Origin of the sequence: Methylocystis silviterrae (assembly GCF_013350005.1) — a bacterium.
GTDB classification, from domain to species: Bacteria; Pseudomonadota; Alphaproteobacteria; order Rhizobiales; family Beijerinckiaceae; genus Methylocystis; species Methylocystis silviterrae.
In genome coordinates this window covers 126939-147806 of the sequence record NZ_JABVWW010000005.1, presented here as the reverse complement: position 1 = coordinate 147806, position 20868 = coordinate 126939, and the positions used below count along the sequence as shown (strand labels likewise).

The 20868-nt window shown below is 61.3% G+C and carries 18 protein-coding genes; 14 read left to right on the top strand and 4 right to left on the bottom strand.

What is annotated here, in order from left to right; translation table 11 throughout:
- Positions 1-149 precede the first annotated feature (149 nt).
- The 4 genes from HUN39_RS07690 (at position 150) to HUN39_RS07670 (ending at position 7179) form a co-directional block, all read left to right on the top strand.
- Complete coding sequence (locus tag HUN39_RS07690; protein WP_175093882.1) at positions 150-1727, top strand: 2-isopropylmalate synthase; 1578 nt, start codon at positions 150-152, stop codon at positions 1725-1727.
- Positions 1728-1919: 192 nt separating this feature from the next.
- Positions 1920-3830: an alpha/beta hydrolase fold domain-containing protein gene (locus HUN39_RS19215; protein ID WP_232365973.1), complete on the top strand. Its 1911-nt coding sequence runs from the start codon at positions 1920-1922 to the stop codon at positions 3828-3830.
- 154 nt (positions 3831-3984) lie between these two features.
- Positions 3985-6027 (top strand): L,D-transpeptidase family protein, encoded by a 2043-nt coding sequence (locus HUN39_RS07675; protein WP_175093880.1) that lies wholly within the window; start codon positions 3985-3987, stop codon positions 6025-6027.
- 105 nt (positions 6028-6132) lie between these two features.
- Positions 6133-7179 (top strand): class I SAM-dependent methyltransferase, encoded by a 1047-nt coding sequence (locus HUN39_RS07670; RefSeq protein ID WP_175093879.1) that lies wholly within the window; start codon positions 6133-6135, stop codon positions 7177-7179.
- A 59-nt stretch (positions 7180-7238) separates the two neighbouring features.
- Here HUN39_RS07670 and HUN39_RS07665 read toward each other — a convergent pair whose 3' ends face one another.
- The 4 genes from HUN39_RS07665 to HUN39_RS07650 form a co-directional block, all read right to left on the bottom strand.
- Positions 7239-7685, bottom strand: a complete 447-nt coding sequence (locus tag HUN39_RS07665) for a cupin domain-containing protein (protein WP_175093878.1) — start codon at positions 7683-7685, stop codon at positions 7239-7241.
- Between the two features lie 57 nt (positions 7686-7742).
- Positions 7743-8444, bottom strand: coding sequence for a VIT1/CCC1 transporter family protein (locus tag HUN39_RS07660; RefSeq protein WP_175093877.1), 702 nt, complete (start codon positions 8442-8444; stop codon positions 7743-7745).
- Entirely contained in the window at positions 8441-9559 is a 1119-nt protein-coding gene (locus HUN39_RS07655) for an SbmA/BacA-like family transporter (protein ID WP_175093876.1), read from the bottom strand. Before HUN39_RS07655 ends, HUN39_RS07660 begins: the two co-directional genes overlap by 4 nt.
- A gap of 417 nt (positions 9560-9976) precedes the next feature.
- A complete protein-coding gene (locus HUN39_RS07650) occupies positions 9977-11101 on the bottom strand; it encodes an NAD(P)/FAD-dependent oxidoreductase (protein ID WP_175093875.1) in 1125 nt (374 codons plus the stop codon).
- A gap of 376 nt (positions 11102-11477) precedes the next feature.
- On the opposite strand from HUN39_RS07650, the gene HUN39_RS07645 reads away from it, so the two are divergent.
- From HUN39_RS07645 to HUN39_RS07600, 10 genes are all read left to right on the top strand, one after another.
- Entirely contained in the window at positions 11478-12041 is a 564-nt protein-coding gene (locus HUN39_RS07645) for an SIS domain-containing protein (protein ID WP_175093874.1), read from the top strand.
- A 9-nt stretch (positions 12042-12050) separates the two neighbouring features.
- The gene (locus tag HUN39_RS07640) at positions 12051-12596 is read left to right on the top strand and encodes a D-glycero-alpha-D-manno-heptose-1,7-bisphosphate 7-phosphatase (protein WP_175093873.1); all 546 of its coding nucleotides are present in this window, start codon (positions 12051-12053) and stop codon (positions 12594-12596) included.
- A gap of 9 nt (positions 12597-12605) precedes the next feature.
- Entirely contained in the window at positions 12606-13379 is a 774-nt protein-coding gene (locus tag HUN39_RS07635; RefSeq protein WP_175093872.1) for a transaldolase, read from the top strand.
- Positions 13376-14389, top strand: coding sequence for an NAD-dependent epimerase/dehydratase family protein (locus HUN39_RS07630; protein ID WP_175093871.1), 1014 nt, complete (start codon positions 13376-13378; stop codon positions 14387-14389). The genes HUN39_RS07635 and HUN39_RS07630 overlap by 4 nt, the downstream gene beginning before the upstream one ends.
- The gene (locus HUN39_RS07625; protein ID WP_175093870.1) at positions 14386-15396 is read left to right on the top strand and encodes an NAD-dependent epimerase/dehydratase family protein; all 1011 of its coding nucleotides are present in this window, start codon (positions 14386-14388) and stop codon (positions 15394-15396) included. The genes HUN39_RS07630 and HUN39_RS07625 overlap by 4 nt, the downstream gene beginning before the upstream one ends.
- A gap of 97 nt (positions 15397-15493) precedes the next feature.
- Positions 15494-17047, top strand: coding sequence for a PfkB family carbohydrate kinase (locus tag HUN39_RS07620; protein ID WP_175093869.1), 1554 nt, complete (start codon positions 15494-15496; stop codon positions 17045-17047).
- A 4-nt stretch (positions 17048-17051) separates the two neighbouring features.
- On the top strand, positions 17052-18002 hold the full coding sequence (locus HUN39_RS07615) for a Gfo/Idh/MocA family protein (protein WP_175093868.1): 951 nt from the start codon (positions 17052-17054) through the stop codon (positions 18000-18002).
- A complete protein-coding gene (locus HUN39_RS07610) occupies positions 17999-19315 on the top strand; it encodes a nucleotide sugar dehydrogenase (RefSeq protein WP_175093867.1) in 1317 nt (438 codons plus the stop codon). The genes HUN39_RS07615 and HUN39_RS07610 overlap by 4 nt, the downstream gene beginning before the upstream one ends.
- On the top strand, positions 19315-20196 hold the full coding sequence (locus HUN39_RS07605; protein ID WP_123174418.1) for an NAD-dependent epimerase/dehydratase family protein: 882 nt from the start codon (positions 19315-19317) through the stop codon (positions 20194-20196). The genes HUN39_RS07610 and HUN39_RS07605 overlap by 1 nt, the downstream gene beginning before the upstream one ends.
- 3 nt (positions 20197-20199) lie before the next feature.
- Positions 20200-20856, top strand: a complete 657-nt coding sequence (locus HUN39_RS07600; RefSeq protein ID WP_175093866.1) for a class I SAM-dependent methyltransferase — start codon at positions 20200-20202, stop codon at positions 20854-20856.
- The last annotated feature ends 12 nt before the right edge of the window (positions 20857-20868 follow it).

Sequence of the window (20868 nt, the reverse complement as noted above, 5' to 3'; positions counted from 1 at the left end):
GGCCGCGTTCCCTGCCGCTTTTCGGCCTGCTGCTTCTTAGTCGCCCCTGAGCGCCCGACGGGCTCGCGCCCAGGCCTTCAGGGGACATGTCATGCAGTCAGACGACAAGAGCCCCTCAGCGGGCGCGGCACAGCAGGATTTCAAAACCGATGAGCAACACGTCACAGCCCGGCGCCGTCGCAGATAACGACGCGCGCGTCCTGATTTTCGACACCACCCTGCGCGACGGCGAGCAATCGCCCGGCGCCTCGATGACCCTGGAAGAGAAGCTCGAGGTCGCCGATCTCCTCGACCAATTGGGCGTCGATATTATCGAGGCCGGCTTTCCCATCGCCAGTCCCGGCGATTTCGAGAGCGTCAGCGAAGTGGCGCGGCGGGTCAAGAACGCCTCCGTCGCCGGATTGGCGCGCGCTTCCGAGAAAGACATCGACCGCTGCGCCGAAGCGTTGCGGGAGGCCCAGCGCCCGCGCATCCACACCTTCATCTCCACCTCGCCGGTGCATATGAAATACAAGCTCCAGCTGGAGCCGGAGCGCGTCTTGGAGATGGTCTCCACGTCGGTGACGCGCGCGCGCAATCACGTCGCCGACGTCGAATGGTCGGCGGAGGACGGCACGCGCACGGAGTTCGATTTTCTCTGCCGCTGCGTGGAGGCCGCGATCACGGCGGGCGCGACCACGATCAACATTCCCGACACCGTCGGCTACATCACGCCGGCGGAATATGAGCAGCTGTTCCGCGCCGTGCGCGAGCGGGTGCCCAATTCCGACAAGGCGATCTTCTCGGTGCACTGTCACGACGATCTGGGACTGGCCGTCGCCAATTCGCTCGCGGGCGTGCGCGGCGGCGCGCGGCAGGTGGAATGCACGATCAACGGCATCGGCGAGCGGGCCGGCAACGCCGCGCTCGAAGAAATCGTGATGTCGATGAAGACGCGCGCCGACGCGCTGCCCTTCTTCACCGATATCGACGCCAAGCTCCTGACGCGCGCGTCGAAGCTCGTCTCGGCGGTGACGTCGTTCCCCGTGCAATACAACAAGGCGATCGTTGGGCGGAACGCTTTCGCGCATGAGAGCGGCATCCACCAGGACGGCATGCTCAAGAATGCGCACACCTATGAGATCATGACGCCGGAAAGCGTTGGGGTCTCCAAGACCTCGCTCGTCATGGGCAAGCATTCGGGCCGCCACGCGTTTCGCGAAAAGCTGAAGGAACTCGGCTATGATCTCGGCGAGAATGCGCTGCAGGACGCCTTCAACCGCTTCAAGGATTTGGCCGACCGCAAGAAGTTCGTCTATGACGAAGATCTGGTCGCGCTGGTCGACGACGAGATCGTCAACGCTCACGACCATATCAAGGTCGAGGCGTTGATGGTGATGGCCGGCACGCATGGTCCGCAGTCGGCGGCGCTTACGCTCGACATTGACGGACAGAAGCTGACGCATCAGGCGACCGGCAACGGACCCGTCGACGCGATCTTCAACGCCATCAAGGCGCTCGCGCCGCATGAGGCCACTCTGGAGCTGTTCCAGGTCCACGCCGTCACCGAAGGCACCGACGCGCAGGCGGAGGTCTCCGTGCGCCTGAGCGAGAACGGCAAGTCGGTGACCGGCCGCGGCGCCGATCCCGACACGCTCGTCGCTTCGGCGCGCGCCTATGTCTCGGCGCTCAACCGGCTGATGGCGAAACGCGCGCGAGGCAAGCCCGAAGCCATGCAGGCGATCTAGGCGGCGCGGCGACGCCTGACGCATACGGTGGCCGCGAGCGGATTTGACGATCCCGCTCGCGGCGCCAATCGGCGGTCCTGGAATCGATACGCAGCGAACCCAAGATGTCGCGACGCCTCACGAGGATGAGCCTATTGTAATATGGCGCCGAACTCACACAGGCGCGGCGAATAGTAAAGGGTCCGTCTTCCGATGACGGCGAACCGGTCATCCGCCGCCCCGTTGCGCATCGCAGGCGCCATCCACACGGATGTCGGATGCGTCAGGCAGCTCAACGAAGACTCCGTCGCCTTCATCGCGAGCGCCAGCCCCTCGCAGGCTTGCGATTTTGGCGCGCTGGCGCTTGTCGCGGACGGCATGGGCGGCCACGCCGCCGGCGAAGTTGCGAGCGCGCTCGCGCTGGAAGTCGTGCGGCGCGTCTATTATTCGCTCGACAAGATCCCGTCCGAGGCGCTGCGCGCCGCTTTTGACGCCGCCAATCGGGCGATATTCGCCTATGCCGCCAAACATCCCGACTGCGCCGGCATGGGGACGACCTGCACGGCGCTCGGCGTCAGGGATGGTCTTCTGTGGCTCGCGCATGTCGGCGACAGCCGCGCCTATCTGATGCGCGACGGACGGCTGACCCAACTTTCCGACGATCAGACGCTGCACGCGCAATTGGTGCGCGACGGCGTCATGTCGCCGGAGGATGCAGGCAAAGGCGCCGGAAGCAATGTCATTCTGCAAGCGCTCGGCACGCGTCTCGACGTCGAGCCGACAATCTGGACGGAAGGCCTGCCGCTGCGACAGGGCGACATCGTGGTCTTGTGCTCCGACGGTTTGACCAATCTCGTCTCCGACGCAAGGATCGCCGAAGTGGTCTCAAAAAACCCGCCGCCGGAGGCCTGCCGGCTATTGATCGACGCCGCGCGCCGCGGCGGCGGACACGACAATATTTCGGTGGGCGTCTTCGTGGTGGAAACGGATGGCGCCGGTCGGATGGCAGATCAAAGCGGCGACGAGGCGGATCAACATCGCCGACCCGCCGATCTGAAAGCGCAGAGTTTTGGAGAAGAGTTGATGGGCGACATCGAAAATCGCGGCGCCGCCTCGTCCGACTTTGTCGACGAGCGCACGGACGGACCAGGAGTCGTCAGCGTCGCCGAAAATGATCCGGCCGCGCCCTTCTATCGATTGCTGTCGAAACTGCGCGCGCCCCTCGCGATGCGAGACATGATGATGGCGCCCGTGCGCGCCTGCTACAGAGGCGAGGGGCTGGCGATCGACCCGGCGGAACTGCCGCCGAGCGCCGCGCAGCTCTATCCGCAGGTCTTCGTCACGACCCTCGCCGTTTCGTCGGACGCAGGTCCGATCCGCTGCGAATGTTTCACGCCGCCTGGCGACGGACCAATGCCGATGATGCTGTATGTGCATGGCGGCGGCTTTGTCGTCGGACGATCCGAGGACACGGCCTATGTCACCAGCCGCATCGCCGCCGAAAACAACGTCATCGTGGTTAGCGTCAATTATCGCTGGGCGCCAGAATGGCCCTTTCCAGCCGGCCTCGACGATTGCATGGCGGTTTTGCGCTGGATGCGCGATAGAGGCGCCGACATCGGCGGCGACGCATCGCGCATATTGGTCTGCGGCGATTCCGCCGGAGGCAACCTCGCGGCCGCATTGCCGATAAGAGGGCGCGAGGAACGCATCTCCATTCTGGCGACCGTGCTGTTATGCCCAGTCACGGATTTTCACTTCGAAAAATTTGCGTCCTACGAGCGGCTTGCCCCGACGGGCGTCGTGATCGACGCGTCCTTCATGGGATTTGCGCGGGGCGCCTATCTTACGAAATCGCAGCAGTGGCGGGATCCCTGGGCGAGCCCGGCGCTCGGCGATTTGAACGGCTATCCGCGAACTCTGCTCATCAGCGGAACCGTCGATCCGCTTATCGACGACAATCGCGCCTTTGCCGAGAAATTGACGGCGGTGGGCGTGAAGGTCACGCATTTCATCGGCGAGGCCATGCCGCACGGCTTCTATTTCTTCCCCGGCGTCTTGAAGGAGACCGACGCCGCCTTCGCGACGATCACGAGATTCATCGCCATTGCGCTGCAAAGTTAAGTCAAAACAATCCTCTCTTCGCCGCGCGAAGCAAAGCTCAAGCATTGGATCTTGATCTTGGTTGCTGTTTGGCCACGTATTAGCCATTCATTATCGTTTAAATAAGAGATTCGCCTTAGTACCGAAGGTGCTCAACCGCAGTTTGGAGCGGCACATGCGCTTACGAACGCGCTCTCGCGCCCGGCTTTTTTCGAAGGTGGCGGTGACCGCCGCCGCGGCGCTCGGCTTTGCGCGGACGCCCGTCATGGCGCAGGGCTTTTATTTCTGGGGCGACCACGAGCCTCTCATCAATGCGGTTCCAGAGATCGCTCGCCCGCAACGCCCGGCCGCGCGAAAAAAAATCTCCCGCCCGGCGAGCGACAAAAGCGGCGCGGCGTCTTTGCGCGACGCCAAGCCCGAGGTCGCGCCGCTCGATCGGCCGCTCTTCCTCATCGCCTCCATCGCTGACCAGCAGGTGTCGATCTACAACCATAGCGGCCTCGTCGCCCGTTCGGCGATCTCGACAGGCGTCGCCGGACATCCGACGCCGAAAGGCATTTTCACCATCATTGGCCGCGAACGGTTCCACCGATCCAACATCTATTCCAGCGCACCGATGCCGTTCATGCAGCGGATCACCTGGTCCGGCATCGCCATGCATCTTGGGGTCGTGCCAGGGCATCCGGCCTCGCACGGCTGCATCCGGCTGCCCGCCGCATTCGCGGCGAAGATCTGGGGCATGACCAGAATCGGCGAGCGGGTCGTGATCTCGCCCCATGACGTGTTTCCCGCCGAATTCGAACACCCGTTGCTGCCCGCGCCTAAGATGCGCGCGTCCGCAGAAACAGAAAAAGGCGCGCCAGCGGCTGACTCTCAACAGCCTCTCCACGTCGCAGCGGATCGCCCCGCGATCGCTCCGCAGCAGCCGGCGGAGCAGCCCAAAGCCGACGCCGGCGGCGAAACGGCTGGAGCCGCCTCGCCGACCGCCGATCTGCAACAACCCTCCGCCGTCGAGGCCGACGCGCCCGCCGCGAGTTCGGCGCAGGAAGCCGAGAAGCCCAAGGTGGAAGCCGACGCTGAGGTCGCTTCGGTCGACGCAGCCGCGCCCGCTGCAGACTCGCAGCAGCCAGCGCTCGACTCGGCCGAAACGCCTGCCATCAAGGTCCAGCACAATGCGGACCAGCCGAAAGGCGAAGCCTCGGCTGACAGACCCGCGTCCTCGGTTCCCGCGAGCCAAGCCGCCGCCGCCGAACGGCTGACGGTGAATCCGCGCCAATATGCCCAGCAGCTCAAGGCCAAGGCCGTGGCTGAAGCCGCCGCCGCCAACAGAGCCGTCAAGGCTTTGTCAGCCGAAGTGGCGCTCAAGCAAAAAGAGGCCGTGCGCGCCACGGCGGAACTCCGCGCCGCAGAAGCCGCGCAGGCCTCGGCCCGCGTCAGAGCGGACGCGACCGCTGCATTATCCGGCGCTGCAACGGCGGCGGCCGACAGCCAGCAGGAGCCGGCCGTCACGGCGGAACGCAGCGCGTCGGCAGGCGATGCGCTGGCGAAAGCCAATGCCGACCGCCTGACGAGAGCCTATGGAAAAGCGCTCTTCATTCAGGACGCGGCGCTGCAGGCGAAGATCAACGCCGACTCCACGCTTGCGGAAGCCACGGCAAAGCTCGAACAGGCGAGAACGGCCGTCGCGGCCAGTGACTCGGATCGGGCGGACGCCGACCGGCGTTTGGAGGAGGCGAGAACGACCGCCGCCGCCGCCGCAACCGCTCAAAGAGAAGCCGAGCGGCGCGTAGCGCCCATCTCGGTGCTGATCAGCAAGAAGGATCGGCGGATCTATGTTCGCCAGGCCCTGTCGCCGCTTTTCGATGCGCCAATCGAGATCCGCGATCCGGACGCGCCGCTCGGCTCGCATCTTTATATTGCGACGGCGGCCAAGGAGGACGGGAGTTCGCTCGAATGGTCGGTCGTGTCGATGCCGGAGGCGCAGACGGTGCGCAGGAAGAATGTGGCGTCGGCCGATGCTAAAGCCGACATATCCTGGGATTGGCGCCCCGCCGGCGCGAGCCCGTCCGAAGCGCTGGAGCGCGTCGACATCCCAAAAGACGTTCGCGAGCGGATCGCGGAGCGGCTGTGGACCGGGGCGTCGCTCATCATCTCGGACCAGCCGGTCAGCGGCGAGACCGGAAACGACGGCACGGATCTGACGATCAAATTGCGTTAGGCCGCAGTCTCGGTTCGCAGCGACCAAGTCGAGCGACACAGCGCGCTGCCGGCGCGCGATAGCCAAAGGCGCATCCCGCCGGCCATCCACAATGAGAGGTGAGCGATGAACCTGGACACGAACAAGCTCGACTCGCTGCTCGGAACGGTCGTCAATGAACTTGGAGCGGCTTCCAATGCGGCTCTGGTGATCATCGGAGACAAGCTCGGTCTGTTTCGCGCGCTCTCGCAAGGCGCCGCGACCTCCGCCGAACTCGCCGACAAGACCGGCACGCATGAACGCTACGTGCGCGAATGGCTCTCCGCGCAAGCGGCCTCCGGCTTCGTCGATTATGACGCCGAGGCGCGCACCTTTTCGATGTCTCCCGAGCAGACGGCGGTGTTTGCGGCAGAGGACAGCCCCGCCTTCATGGTGGGAGGCTTCAGCCTGATGTCGGCGATTTTTCACGACGAACCCAAACTCGCCGAGGCCTTCAAGAGCGGAAAGGGCATGCATTGGGGCGACCATTGCAATTGTCTGTTCTGCGGCGTGGAGCGCTTCTTCCGGCCGGGCTACCGGACGCATCTCGTCGCCGAATGGCTGCCGGCGCTTGACGGCGTCACCGCCAAGCTCGAGCGCGGCGCGAAAGTCGCCGACGTTGGCTGCGGCCATGGCGTCTCGACCTTGCTCATGGCCGACGCCTTTCCGAATTCGGAATTTGTCGGGATCGACTACCACGAGGGTTCGATCGCTCATGCAAGGGAGAAGGCGAACGGTCGCAAGAACGTGCGCTTCGAAGTGGCGCGGGCGCAGGATTTCGCCAGCGAACGCTACGACCTGGTGACGATGTTCGATTCACTGCACGACATGGGCGATCCCGTCGGCGCCGTGGCGCATATTCGCGACGTCTTGGCGGAAGACGGAACGCTGATGCTGATCGAGCCGGCGGCCGGCGACAGCCTCGCGGACAATTTAAACCCTGTTGGGCGGGTCTATTACGCCGGTTCGACCCACATCTGCGTGCCGACGTCGCTCAATCAGGACGTCGGGCTCGCGCTCGGCGCCCAGGCCGGCGCAAAGCGCATCGGCGAGGTCGTGCGCGAAGGCGGCTTCTCCCATTTCCGCAAGGCGGCGGCGACGCCGTTCAACATGATCCTCGAGGCGCGGCTCTAGCGCGACACGTAAACGCTTCGCGGATGTCTAACGGACGGGCGGTCGTGTTCTGACTGCCGTTATGGCGCCGTTGGCCGATTGACCGTGACGTCACCGCCTGGCGGCGACTGATCGATCACCAGCAATTTGACCGGAACGGCCCCGACCGTCGCGCCGAAATGCCAGCGGTCGACGCTTTCAATGACGAATTCTCCAGCGTGATAGACGCGCGAGGAGGAATCGGCCTGCTGGACCATCAGTTCGCCTTGAAGAATATAGGCATAGCGCTGATACGGATGCTTATGTTCCGGCAATTTGACGCCGGGCGCCAGAGTGTAAATCGAAGCCACGACCTCCAAGGGCCCCTGCGGAAGTGTGATCGGCTGCCCCGTGGCGGTTCTTGTCGCCCTGGCGATTTCTGTCACCACTTCGGCTGGCGCAGGCTCCTTCGCAATGGCCGCGCCGACTGTGCTGAAAGCGACGCTCAGGATCGCGACAAACCCCAGGCGAATCATCTGCTGTTCCATTCGCAATCCATTCCTTGCATTCGCCCTATAGAACCGTTTCCGCAATCGCCGGTTCATTTAAACGGCCATGCCGAAAATCTTGCCGACGCCCGCCGTCAGCGCCAGCGCCAATGCGCCCCAGAACGTCACACGCACCGCGGCGCGCAGGACGCCGGCGCCGCCGGCTTTCGCGCCGATTGCGCCGAGAAGGGCCAGGCACCCCAAAGATGCGGCCGAGACGATGGGGATGATCGCGTCTCGCGGCGCGATCCCGACGACGAGGAGCGGCAGCACGGCTCCAGCGGCAAAGGTGACGGCCGACGTTAGCGCCGCCTGCACCGGCCGCGCGCTGGCGATATCCGAGATGCCCAATTCGTCGCGCGCATGCGCGGTCAGGGCGTCCTTCTCCATCAATTGCGAAGCGACCTGCCGCGCCAGCTCAAGGTCGACGCCGCGCTCGACGTAAATATGCGCAAGCTCCTCCCTTTCGAGTTCGATTTGCTCGCTCAATTCCTTGCGTTCGCGCGCGAGGTCGGCCTTTTCGGTATCGGATTGGGAGCTGACCGAAACATATTCGCCCGCGGCCATCGACATGGCGCCGGCCACTAACCCCGCCACGCCGGCGATCAGCACCTCACTGCGCGGCGCGGCCGCAGCGGCGACGCCGACGATCAGGCTCGCCGTCGACACGATGCCGTCATTGGCGCCGAGCACCGCCGCCCGCAGCCAGCCGATGCGCTGAACGAGATGACTCTCCCTGTGCATGCGAAGCCGGCTCATGTCGCCTCACGCGTCGTATCAATCGCTAAGTCAAGGGCCGCGACGCGCCGCGCCGACGCCGACCAGTTGGCGATGCTCAGGGCGTTGTCGGCAAGCCAATTGAGGGAAAGTTGCACCTGCAAAAAGGCTGCGGCGGCCTGCATCAGATCTCCAAGCGTAAGATCGCCGGCAAGATATTTCGGCGCGCCAAGCAACAGGGGAACGGCGGGAGCCAGTAGATTGTTCGCATGCGTTAAAAAAACGATCTTTGTCTGCCCCTGGATGACGCGCCCCCAGGTCGTTGCGAGCAGAAAGAGAAATCTGTCGAAGGGATTCCTGGTCTGGACGTCGATCTCGGGCAGCCGATCGGGAATGATCGGAACCCCCTTAACGACAGGGTGACGCAGGTAATCGCCAATATCGCGATCGATGTCCTCGTCGACTTCCACCACCGCTCTGGATTCGAACTCATGACGGGCGCGGGTGAGCGCATAGCGGAAGTTCCCCTCCGCCGCGGCCTTTGCTTCGACGCTTGCCACCAGCGGTCGTCCCAGCACCCACATGCAAAACGAAGTCACCACCGAATAGACGAAGACCGCGAGCACCAGATAGCCGGGTATGACCACGCCGAAAAACTCGTAGGATCCCCCGACTTGCCAGAGAACGAGGATGAAGGCGGCCGACACCAAAAAAATATTGAAGACGCCTCCGGCGAGATCGACAAAAAGCTCGATCGCCAGCCGGCCGTCATCCGCGATGCGGGCTTCAGGATTATCGATTGCGGGGGATATGGCGCATGCTTGGCGCGATTCGTTGACGAGCCATTTCTCGATGAGCGAGGCGGTGAGCCACAATCGCCAGTTGACCTGAAGTCTCATACGAAACTGCGTTGTCGCGATTGAGGCAAGACCGACGCCGACGGCCAGAATGGCGAGTTGAAGAATTCCCCCGGTCACTTCATCGACTTTATGCGTTTGAAGCGCGTCGAAGAAACTCTTGCTCCAGCGATTCACGGCCAGAGCCATGTAAGTGTTCACAACCAGGCAGATGAGAAATCCAACCGAGAGAATCCACGCCGGGCGTTGCGTCTGGCCTTTCCAATAGCCCATCGCTAGCCAGAGGAACCGCTGAATCACGTCATTCCCTTTGTGCGAGATTTGTCAGATCGACTTGAGTGCTGCTCGCAGCCAGCCACCTGAGGCGCGCGACAATTCTCATGTCATTGGGCCGAGTTTTTGGGGCGGCGCAAAAGATCGACGCCTAGCGCTCACACTTTCTCACTTCTGGCCTCATCCCACCAGCCACCCAATCTGCCCATTGCGTGAGGGCTGCACCATTGCGCCGCGCAAATCGCGGCGAACGCGATGGCGACACGAGCAGGCGGCGCCTCACCGAGGAAGAAAGCAGACTGCTTGAGGCGCGTCGCGCGTCGCATGTCCAACGATGAGACTGTTATGAGTCTGGACCCTAAAGCCTCTTTTCGTTCTCCAGCCACAAGCGCCACAAGCCATATCGACGACTGGACTTGCGGGCGTCGCGTTGTGAGTTCCACATCAAGGCGCCTCACTGAGGCGATCGCGGACCAGCTCGGCGAGAGCGAGTGAGGCCGTCAGTCCCGGGCTTTCAATTCCGAACAGATTGACGAGGCCCTCGACGCCGTGTTGGCGTGGCCCGTCGACGCGAAAATCTGCGGCAGGTTTCCCCCGCCCCGAGATTTTCGGTCGAATGCCGGCGTAGCCGGGAAGCAGGGCCCCGTCTAGAACGCCGGGCCAGTAGCGACGAATTTCGTCATAGAAGGCCTCGGCGCGCCGCGGGTCCACGTTGTAATCGATTTCATCGATCCATTCGATATCTGGGCCAAACCGCGCCTGTCCGGCGCGGTCGAGCGTAAGATGAACGCCCAGAGCGCCGTCCACAGGAACGGGATAGATGAGCCTGGAAAAAGGCGCGCGCCCGGAGAGCGTGAAATAGCAACCGCGCGCGAGATAAAGCTGCGGCGTCATGGAGGCCGGAAATCCGTCGATGGCTCGGGAGAGCGTCGTCGCGCCGAGCCCGGCGGCGTTCACGAAAGCCCTCGTCTCAAGCGAGGAGACGTCGTCGCTGGCGCGGTCGCGAATATGGAGCGTAATCCCGCTTTGCGTCACCGCGCCGCCCACGACTTTGGCGTTGAAAGCGAAAGTCGCGCCACACTCTTCAGCGTCGCCCTGCAGCGCCAACATCAACCCATGACTGTCGACAATGCCGGTCGACGGAGACAGGATCGCGCCGCAACAGGCAAGGCTCGGCTCGAGCTTGCGCGCCTCCGCCGCTTCGAGGCGAATGAGGTCTCGAACGCCGCTCGCGAGCGCGTTCGAAGCGATCTGATCGAGTTTGGCCTTCTGATCGGGCTGCGTCGCCACGATCAGCTTTCCGAGCCGCTGGAATCCAACGTCGCGATCGAAGCAATATTGGTAGAGCAACTCGGCGCCTCGCCGACATAGTCGCGCCTTCAGACTGTCGGGCGTATAGTACAGACCAGCGTGAATGACTTCGGAATTGCGTGAGCTGACGCCCGAACCAATCGTCGGAGCGCTTTCGGTAACCAGAACTTTGTATCCCGTCTCGCCGAGCGCGCGGGCCACGGCGAGACCGACAACGCCTGCGCCCGCTATGACAACGTCAAAATTCGCACCGCTCATCTTTGCTCACCCGCTTCGCGTTCTTGTGCGCCCCGCGCCTCGGTTTGTTGGTTTTCGTCGTCCAGTCGAGCGCGATCTGTGGATTAAATCTCAGCTCAACCATTTATAGGACGCATGTTGTATTTTCGGGGCGAAAGACAGATTAGCATTTCGGTGGCGCCAAGTCGCCAATGACCTGGTTGACCCGCTCGACATAGGCCGCATTCGGGCGTCGGCTTTCCCTGGTTTGCTCTTGCAGCAAGTGATTGCGTGGTTAAAATCAAGTTCAGTCGCTACCGATTCGACGCGTCGCGTGGATTGACTCTCACAGGGCGATATTCTAACCAGCTTTTGCTTGTTAAACTGGAGCGCTGCCCTGTCGCATGTCATCAATTTTATGGAGCAGGTGCGAGAGGTTGCAGGACTTCTTGACACCGGCGTGGTCGAGCGGCTCGCTCAAGAGTTGAGTCAATTGCGTGAGCGCGATGGACGGTTGTTTCTATTGGGCGTCGGGGGCAGCGCGGGAAATTGTGGTCATGCGGCGAATGATTTTCGAAAATTGTGCGGGATCGAAGCCTATGCGCCGACCGATAATGTTTCGGAGCTGACGGCTCGGGCCAATGATGAGGGATGGGATACAATCTTCACAGGATGGCTTGAGGTCAGCCGGCTATCCAGCGGCGACGCAATCCTCGTCTTTTCAGTGGGTGGCGGGAACGCGGCCCGCAATGTCAGCGTCAATCTTGTGAAGGCCATCGATCTTGCAAAGCAGCGTGGCGCCCGCGTTTTTGCGATCGTGGGTCGCGCCGACGGCCACGCCAGCGCCCATGGCGACGTGGCGGTCGTGATTCCGCAGGTCGACGCCGGCCGCGTGACGCCGCTTTCCGAAGCGTTTCAGGCAGTCGTCTGGCATTGCCTCGTGTCTCATCCAGCTCTTCAGTCGCGTGGGACGAAGTGGTAGGAGCCAAGGATGTTCGGGCCGCGACGCGCCGTTTTTTTGGATCGTGACGGCGTTCTCGTGGTGCCGCAGTTTCGCGAAGGCCGCAGTTTCGCACCGACGACTCTCGAGGAATTCGCCATTTATCCGGACGCGCCGAGGTGCGTTGCGAGGTTGAAGGAAGCGGGCTTCTTCACCGTCGTCGTTTCAAACCAGCCAGATGTGGGGGCGGGCCGAATTGCGCGTGAGATCGTCGACGAAATGAGCCTCCGACTTCGCCACGCAATGCCTCTTGATGCGATAAAGATCTGCTGCCATACGAGCCAGTGCGCCTGCCGCAAGCCGCAGCCTGGAATGCTGTTGGAAGCTGCGCGCGAAATCAAGCTCGATCTCAAGGAGAGCTTCATGGTAGGCGATCGAGCGAGCGACATAGAAGCCGGCGCTGCGGCTGGGTGCCGCACCGTGTTCATAGATCTTGGCTATACGGCGGAACAGCCCCCCGAACGCCCGGATAGAATTGTCGGCTCGTTCTGCGAGGCCGCCGACTGGATCCTATCATTGTCACAAGCAGACAGCTGAAAGTCGCTCATGCCGAAAATTTTCATTAAGCTCTTTGCCGACGGCGCCGATCTTGGGGAAATGATTTCCATGTATCGCGATCCGAGGATCGTCGGCTTCACGACGAATCCGACGCTGATGCGCCAAGCCGGCGTGGCCGATTACGAAAAATTCGCGCGCAAGGTGCTCGAGGCGATTCCGGATCGTCCCGTCTCATTCGAAGTATTCGCCGACGACCTCTCCGAGATGGCGCGCCAGGCGCGCGTCATTGCCGGTTGGGGCCCAAACGTCAACGTGAAGATTCCAGTTGTTAATACGAAGGGCGAGTTTACCGGCCCTATTCTGAGCGCGCTTTCCAACGAAGGCGTGACGCTCAACGTCACCGCGATCATGACCGTGCAGCAGGTTCGCGACGTCGCCGCGGCGCTCGCGCCCGAAACGCCGGCGATTATTTCGGTCTTTGCCGGGAGAATCGCCGATACCGGCGTTGATCCTGTTCCTCACATGAAGGCCTGCCGCGCGGCGCTTGCGTCGCGCCCGCGAGCGGAGCTGCTTTGGGCGAGCCCGCGCGAGTTGCTAAACGTTTTTCACGCGCAGGAGGCGGGCTGCCATATCATCACCGCCACGCCCGGCATTCTTTCCAAGCTAGAGTTGGTTGGAAAGGATCTCACGCAGTTTTCTCTCGAGACGGTACAAATGTTCTATCGCGACGCGACGGCTTCGGGATTCGAAATCGACGTTGCGCAGCGAAAATTGGCCGCCGAGGTCGGCGGCGTAAGCGACATACGCGAGGATGTTCGATGACGCGACTGTTCGAACGTGTTTTCATTACGGGCGGCGCCGGCTATTGCGGGAGCCGCCTCGTTCCACAGCTCCTTCGCTCTGGTTACAAGGTGACCGTGTATGACGTCATGTATTTCGGTTGCGAATTCCTGCCGAAAGACGACCCAAACCTAACGGTGGTTCAGGGTGACATACGCGACAGAGCAAAGCTCGCCGCTGCGGTCGCCGGCCACGATGCTTTCTTGAGCCTCGCCTGCATCTCCAATGACGCCAGCTTCGAACTCGATGAACGACTCTCGACCTCGGTGAATTTGGAGGCCTTCGAGCCAATGGTGCTCACGGCCAAGAACGCGGGCGTCAAGCGCTTCATCTATGCGTCTTCATCTTCGGTTTATGGCGTTTCCGACCAACCCGAGGTGACGGAAGACCATCCGCTCGTGCCCCTGACGCTTTACAACAAATACAAGGGAATGTGCGAGCCGCTGCTCAACAGACACATAGATGACGGTTTCACGGGCGTCACCTTCCGTCCGGCGACCGTGTGCGGCTACGCGCCGCGCCAGCGACTGGATCTCTCCGTAAACATTCTCACCAATCACGCCGTGAACAAGAACAGGATCACGGTTTTCGGCGGCTCACAATTACGACCAAACCTGCATATTCAGGACTATGTCGACGCGGCGCAGATGTTTCTTCAGGCGCCTGCGGAAAAGATCCAAGGCGAGATCTTCAACGTCGGATATCAAAATCTCTCTCTGATGCAAATCGCCGAACTGGTTCGCAAGGTCGTGCTCGAAGAATATCCCGAACGAGGCGATCTCGAAATTGTGACGACGCCGAGCGACGATCTGCGCTCGTATCACATCAATTCGGGCAAGATCGCGCGCGCGCTGGGCTTTCAGCCGCGGCGCACGATCGAGGACGCGGTGCGCGAACTCTGCGTCGCATTCCGAGAAAATCGCTTGCCGAACAGTTTCGACGACGACTCCTATTTCAACGTCAAGCGGCTGCAAAGATTGAAAGCAGCATGAACGGCAAACCTATTGCTGTGGTGACAGGCGGCGCGGGCTTCATCGGGAGCCATATGGTCGACCTGCTGCTGGATCGCGGATTTTGCGTTCGCGTGATCGACGACTTGTCGGGCGGGCGCGAAGCGAATCTTGCGCATCATGCGCAGAACTCGGACCTCGCCTGTCATTGGAGAGATATACGCACGCTGGCGCCCGGTGATCCGATCTTCTCGGATTGCCGCTATGTTTTTCATTTTGCAGGCATTGGCGACATCGTTCCGTCAATCGAGCGCCCGATCGATTACATGGACATCAATGTCCAGGGAACGGTCCGTACGCTCGAATGCGCGCGCGCCGCAAAGGTGAAAAAATTCGTCTATGCGGCATCTTCATCCTGCTATGGCCTCGCCGCGACGCCGACGCGGGAGGATCACCCGATCGCGCCGCAATATCCTTACGCTCTCTCAAAATATCAGGGCGAGCAAGCGGTGTTTCACTGGGGAAACGTCTACCGGCTCCCTGTCAATTCGATTTGCATATTTAACGCATACGGCTTGCGCGTGCGCACCACGGGCGCATATGGCGCCGTCTTTGGCGTCTTCTTTCGCCAGAAACTCGCGGGCAAGCCGTACACTGTGGTCGGCGACGGGTCGCAATCACGCGACTTCATTTACGCAACGGACGTAGCCGAAGCGTTTCTTGCCGCCGCCGAAACGGATATCGTCGGCGAGCGCTTTAATGTCGGCGCCGGCGCTCCGAAATCAATCAATCAACTCGTGTCCCTGCTCGGCGGGGACGTGGTCTATGTGCCTAAGCGGCCGGGCGAGCCCGATTGCACCTGGGCGGACATAACGAAGATTTCTACGCTTCTCGATTGGCGGCCGAAAGTTCCGTTTGAAGAGGGGGCGCCGAGGATGATGCAGCAGATACATCTTTGGAAGGACGCTCCGCTTTGGGATCCCGAGTCGATCGCAAAGGCGACGAAGACGTGGTTCGAATTTCTCGGAGGCGACGCGGCTCGGATATGAGTCCGCACGCGCAGTAGTTTGATACAAGACTCGCGACGAGTAGGGACCCAACCGAAGCCTTCACTCCAACCGAGGACGCTTTCTCGCAGAGTTGCTCATGCCCAATAGCTCACTCAATCGACTCTATGGCCGCAAAATCAAGACGCCGGAAGAGTTGCGCACAATCCTCGGTCCTATGCCGCGCGAAAAGCGCGCAATAATGTGCCACGGCGTTTTCGATGTGGTTCATCCGGGCCACATTCGGCATCTCGCTTACGCCAAGGGCAAAGCCGATATTCTGATTACGAGCATAACAGCCGACGCGCACATCACTAAGGGGCTTCATCGGCCGCATGTGCCGCAGGACTTGCGCGCGCTCAATCTCGCCGCTCTCGAGATGGTCGACTATGTGGTCGTGGACATCAATGCGACGCCGCTCGCCAATCTGAAACTCATTCAGCCTGACCTCTTCGCAAAAGGATATGAATACACAACAACCGGGATGCGTCCGAAGACCGAGGAGGAAGCGGAAGCCGTGCGCGCCTATGGCGGCGAGATCGTCTTCACGCCCGGCGACATCGTTTATTCCTCTTCGAAGCTCATTGAACTCGAAGCTCCCAAGCTTCGCTTCGAAAAACTCCAAATCATCATGGAGAGAAAAGGAATTTCCTTCGAAGACCTGCGCCGCGCGATAAATGCGCTTTCCGCCTATCGCGTTCATGTGGTCGGCGACACGATCGTCGACAGCTACACCAATTGCGTCATGATCGGAGGCCAGACCAAGACCCCGACCTTGTCTGTTCTGTTTGAGTCGAAAACGGACTATGCAGGAGGAGCGGCGATCGTCGCCAAGCACTGCCGCGCCGCCGGCGCGGACGTTTCTTTTTGCACCGTGTTGGGCGATGACGCCTACGCCGAATTTGTTGTCAACGACCTTCAGCAGGCCGGCGTCAGTGTCTCTGTCGTGACGGAGCGCGGTCGTCCCACCGTAAACAAGAACGCAATCGTCGTCGGCGGCTATCGGCTTTTGAAAGTCGACACGCTCGACAACAACTCAATTACGGACGCCATGTGCAACAAGATGACCGATACGGTGCGCAACAGCGGCGCTGATGCGGTTATCTATGCCGATTTCCGTCACGGTATCTTCAATCGCCGCACGATACCCGATTTCATCGAGGCGATTCCGGCAAACGCGTATCGCGTCGCCGACAGCCAGGTCGCGAGCCGCTGGGGAAACATCACTGAATTTCGCGGTTTCGATCTGATTACGCCGAATGAGCGCGAGGCGCGATTTGCGCTGGCCGATCAGGACTCAGGCATTCGACCTCTGGCCTCCGCGATATTCGATGAGGCGCAATGTAAATTGCTGATCCTTAAGCTCGGGCAGCGCGGGGTGCTCGTCTGCCAAAGCACAGATCACGAATCGCTGGATAGCTTTTTCGTGCTCGACAGTTTTGTCGAGAATCTCGTCGACCCCGTCGGCGCCGGCGATGCGCTCCTCGCATATTCGACGCTCGCCATGCTCGCCACGAAGGATCCGACGCAGGCGACCATCATCGGTCTGCTCGCGGCCGCTTGCGAATGCGAATGCGACGGCAACGCGCCCATCGCGCCCAAGCAAATTTTGAAAAAGCTTGATGCGGTGGAAAAACAAACGAATTACGTGTAGCGCCATGAGAGTGATCGTAGTCGGCCTCGGGGTGCAGGGACATAAAAGGCATGCGTTCGCCGGCGAAGACTTCGTCGCGACTGTCGACCCTTACAATGCCTCCGCGGATTATCGAGACATAAAAGACATCCCGCTCGATAGCTTCGATGCGGCGCTGTGCTGCATACCAGACGAGCCGAAATTCGAAATTCTTGAATATCTGCTCGCGAATGGGAAGCACGCGTTGGTCGAAAAGCCGCTATGGACGCGTACGGGCTCGGAACTTGACGAACTCGGGCGCCTCGCGCGCGCCGCGAACGTCGTTTGCTACACGGCCTACAATCATCGCTTCGAACCGCATTTCGTGCGCATGCGCGACCTCATTGCGTCGGGCGAACTGGGGCGGATCTATTCCTGTCGCATGTTCTATGGCAATGGAACGGCGCGCCTCGTACGAAATTCGGAATGGCGCGATAGCGGGGCCGGCGTGCTTCCGGATCTTGGCTCGCACCTTCTGGACACATGCCGATTCTGGTTCGGCGACATCGATGCGAGATTTAAACTGCTCGCCGTCAACTGCTTTGAGAACAAGTCGCCCGATCACGTCATTATCGGCAATGAAGACGGCGCCTGTCGCATCGAGCTCGAAATGACGCTGCTGTCTTGGCGCAATCACTTCGCTTGCGATATCATTGCAGAAAACGGCAGCGCTCACATTGAATCGCTGTGTAAATGGGGTCCGTCAACTTTTACGATACGACGGCGAATTCTTCCGTCGGGGCGCCCGCCGGAGCAGGCGGTCACGCTCGTGCAGGACGATCCGACTTGGAAGCTCGAATACGAGCATTTCAAGGGCATGTGCCAATCTCGAGCAAAGACCGACCTCTCAAACGACATATGGCTGCGAGACGTGTTGGCGCAACTCGAGGAAGTGGTTCTCGAACATTCGCGGCGACGCCGCAGGCAAGACGCATGACTTCTGCAATCAAGCACGCTTCGGATATCATCGTCGGCTTCGCCGGCATGACCCACCTTGGGATCGTCTCCGCGACCTCCGTCGCGGCGAAAGGTTTTAAGACGATCGGCTATGATTCCGATTCTCAACTTATCGAGCGGCTTTCGGCGGGCCAGCCTCCGATCGAGGAGCCGGATCTCGATGATCTGCTGCGCGCCAATGGCGCTCGGCAAGCCTTCACCAACGATCTTTCGCGGCTCGCGGAATGCGACATCGTCTATATTTCATACGACGTGCCGACCGACGATAGGGGCCAAAGCGATCTTAGCCCGATCGTCGGCATTATCGAGGCGGTGGCGAAGGCGCTACGCCCCGATGGGATTCTCGTCATTCTTTGCCAGGTTCCGCCGGGTTTTACGCGCGGCGTGCGCGCGGTTCCGCCGGAGCGGCTTTACTACCAGGTCGAAACGCTCGTGTTTGGCCGCGCCATGGCGCGCGCGCTGCATCCGGAGCGAACGATTATCGGATGCGCGGATTCCGATGCGCCGCTGGAGCCGCGCTACGAGACGTTGCTCTCTGCATTCGGATGTCCGTTGATCCCGATGAGTTACGAGAGCGCCGAACTCTGCAAGATCGCGATTAACTGCTGCCTAGTGTCTTCGATCAGCGTCGCCAACACGCTGGCGGAACTTTGTGAAAATATAGGGGCCGAGTGGTCCGAGATCGTTCCCGCGTTGAAGCTCGACGCCCGCATCGGCCCAAGCGCCTATCTCGCGCCGGGATTGGGGATCGCAGGCGGGAATCTCGAGCGTGACCTTGCGACGGTCATTGCTTTGTCCGAGCGTTTCGAAACGGATGCGGGCATCGTCCGCGCATGGATCGATAACAGCCGGCGGCGCCGCGATTGGGTGCGTCGCACGATCACGACCGCTCTGCTTCGTGAAAAGCCCGAGGCGACGATCGCCGTTTGGGGCCTCGCCTACAAGGAAAACACGCATTCGATCAAAAATTCGCCGTCCGTCGCGACGATCATGGGTCTGCCAGAAACTCGATTCTTCGCGCATGATCCCGTCGTGCAAGCAAGCGCAATTTCTCACGCGCGACTGACGGGCGTCGACTCGCCGCTCGCGGCGCTAGAAGGCGCCGACGCCTTGATGATCTTGACGCCCTGGCCTGCTTATCGTCGAGTTGGAGTTGAGGAAATAGCTCGGACGATGCGGGGTCGCATTGTCATTGATCCCTATCGCCTACTCGATCCACGCGCCGCCGCGGCGGCCGGCCTCGATTACTACACGCTCGGGGCTCGCCATAACCCGAGCGCGGGAATCCTCTAATGCTACGCCATCTCGCTCCCGCTCCGATGGCTCCCGCTCGCGTTGTTGTCATCGGAGGGAGTGGATTTGTCGGCGGCGCGCTCTGTCGCCGCATCGCGCGCGCGCAAATTCCCGTGTTGGCGATCACTCGCCAGCAGATCGATCTTCTTGCCGACGGCGCCGAGAAGCAATTGCGCGCGATTTTGCAGCCCGGCGATGCGGTCGTGGCGGCCGCGGCGCGCGCGCCTTGCCGCTCTCTCGACATGCTTGTCGAGAATGTCAAAATGACGCGCGCGATGGTCGCGGCGTTAAAGGATGCGGCTCCATCGCATGTGATCAACATCAGCTCGGACGCCGTCTACGCCGACGAGCCGGTTCCGATTGACGAAGAGACGCCCACGGCGCCTGGAACGCTGCACGGCGCCATGCACCTTGCTCGGGAAATCGCATTTCGCTCGGATATCTCGGCGCCGTTGACGATCGTGCGTCCGACTCTTCTCTATGGTCTTGAGGATCCGCACAACGGCTATGGCCCCAATCGTTTTCGTCGCCTAGCGGCGGCCGGTGAGAATATCGCGGTTTTCGGCGCGGGTGAGGAGCGACGCGACCATGTTTGGATTGACGATCTCGCCGAGATCCTTTTCCGGATATTGACGCGGCGCTCGATCGGCGTGCTCAATGTAGCGACCGGCGAGGTGCATTCGTTCCGCGCGCTCGCGGAAGCGGTAGCCGGCGCCTCGCGGCGTAAAGTAGCGGTCGAAGAGACGCCGCGCGTTGGACCTATGCCGCATAACGGCTATCGTCCGTTTGACATCGAAGCGACGCGCGCCGCATTCCCTGATTTTGCCTACGCGCCGACCATAGCGACCGTCGCGAAGCTACAAACTTTCGCGGAGCAATAGGCCATGGCGGAAGTCGATCTGTTACGCGCGCTGCCAAAATCCCGGCGCAACGTCACGCAGCGAGGCGAAGCGAAGACGCCCGAGATCATTGCGCTTTCGCGAGAATATGGGGAGCTCTATTTCGACGGGCCGCGAGAATATGGCTATGGCGGCTATCGCTACGACGGGCGCTGGCGACCGGTCGCGAAGGATATCATCGCTCATTTCGGTCTCGCGGCGGGCGCGCGAATTCTCGATGTCGGATGCGCCAAGGGCTTTCTCGTCAAAGACCTGATGCTCGCGGAGCCGGGGCTGGAGGCCTTCGGTCTCGACATATCGCGTTACGCCCTCATGCACTGCGAACCGGAGGTCGTGGGCCGTCTGCACCTCGGCTCCGCCGACGCGCTGCCATTCCCCGACAAGAGCTTCGATTGCGTCGTGAGCATCAACACGATTCACAATTTCGACCGCGCCGGCGCATTGAGGGCGTTGCGTGAGATCCAGCGCGTGTCTCGCCAAAGCTCATTCGTCCAGGTCGATTCGTATCGTACGCCCGAGCAAAAGAGTCTTTTCGAAAGTTGGGTGCTGACGGCGAAATTCCACGATTATCCGCAGGGCTGGATCGAAGTCTTTGCCGAAGCCGGCTATACGGGCGACTATTATTGGACGATCGTCGAGTGACGTGACGCTCTC

Excerpts from the sequence above, each read along its gene's own strand:
- HUN39_RS07690 (WP_175093882.1), top strand. The coding sequence starts at position 150 with ATGAGCAACACGTCACAGCCCGGCGCCGTCGCAGATAACGACGCGCGC.
- HUN39_RS19215 (WP_232365973.1), top strand. The coding sequence starts at position 1,920 with ATGACGGCGAACCGGTCATCCGCCGCCCCGTTGCGCATCGCAGGCGCC.
- HUN39_RS07675 (WP_175093880.1), top strand. The coding sequence starts at position 3,985 with ATGCGCTTACGAACGCGCTCTCGCGCCCGGCTTTTTTCGAAGGTGGCG.
- HUN39_RS07670 (WP_175093879.1), top strand. The coding sequence starts at position 6,133 with ATGAACCTGGACACGAACAAGCTCGACTCGCTGCTCGGAACGGTCGTC.
- HUN39_RS07665 (WP_175093878.1), bottom strand. The coding sequence starts at position 7,685 with ATGGAACAGCAGATGATTCGCCTGGGGTTTGTCGCGATCCTGAGCGTC.
- HUN39_RS07660 (WP_175093877.1), bottom strand. The coding sequence starts at position 8,444 with ATGAGCCGGCTTCGCATGCACAGGGAGAGTCATCTCGTTCAGCGCATC.
- HUN39_RS07650 (WP_175093875.1), bottom strand. The coding sequence starts at position 11,101 with ATGAGCGGTGCGAATTTTGACGTTGTCATAGCGGGCGCAGGCGTTGTC.
- HUN39_RS07645 (WP_175093874.1), top strand. The coding sequence starts at position 11,478 with ATGGAGCAGGTGCGAGAGGTTGCAGGACTTCTTGACACCGGCGTGGTC.
- HUN39_RS07640 (WP_175093873.1), top strand. The coding sequence starts at position 12,051 with ATGTTCGGGCCGCGACGCGCCGTTTTTTTGGATCGTGACGGCGTTCTC.
- HUN39_RS07635 (WP_175093872.1), top strand. The coding sequence starts at position 12,606 with ATGCCGAAAATTTTCATTAAGCTCTTTGCCGACGGCGCCGATCTTGGG.
- HUN39_RS07630 (WP_175093871.1), top strand. The coding sequence starts at position 13,376 with ATGACGCGACTGTTCGAACGTGTTTTCATTACGGGCGGCGCCGGCTAT.
- HUN39_RS07625 (WP_175093870.1), top strand. The coding sequence starts at position 14,386 with ATGAACGGCAAACCTATTGCTGTGGTGACAGGCGGCGCGGGCTTCATC.
- HUN39_RS07620 (WP_175093869.1), top strand. The coding sequence starts at position 15,494 with ATGCCCAATAGCTCACTCAATCGACTCTATGGCCGCAAAATCAAGACG.
- HUN39_RS07615 (WP_175093868.1), top strand. The coding sequence starts at position 17,052 with ATGAGAGTGATCGTAGTCGGCCTCGGGGTGCAGGGACATAAAAGGCAT.
- HUN39_RS07610 (WP_175093867.1), top strand. The coding sequence starts at position 17,999 with ATGACTTCTGCAATCAAGCACGCTTCGGATATCATCGTCGGCTTCGCC.
- HUN39_RS07605 (WP_123174418.1), top strand. The coding sequence starts at position 19,315 with ATGCTACGCCATCTCGCTCCCGCTCCGATGGCTCCCGCTCGCGTTGTT.
- HUN39_RS07600 (WP_175093866.1), top strand. The coding sequence starts at position 20,200 with ATGGCGGAAGTCGATCTGTTACGCGCGCTGCCAAAATCCCGGCGCAAC.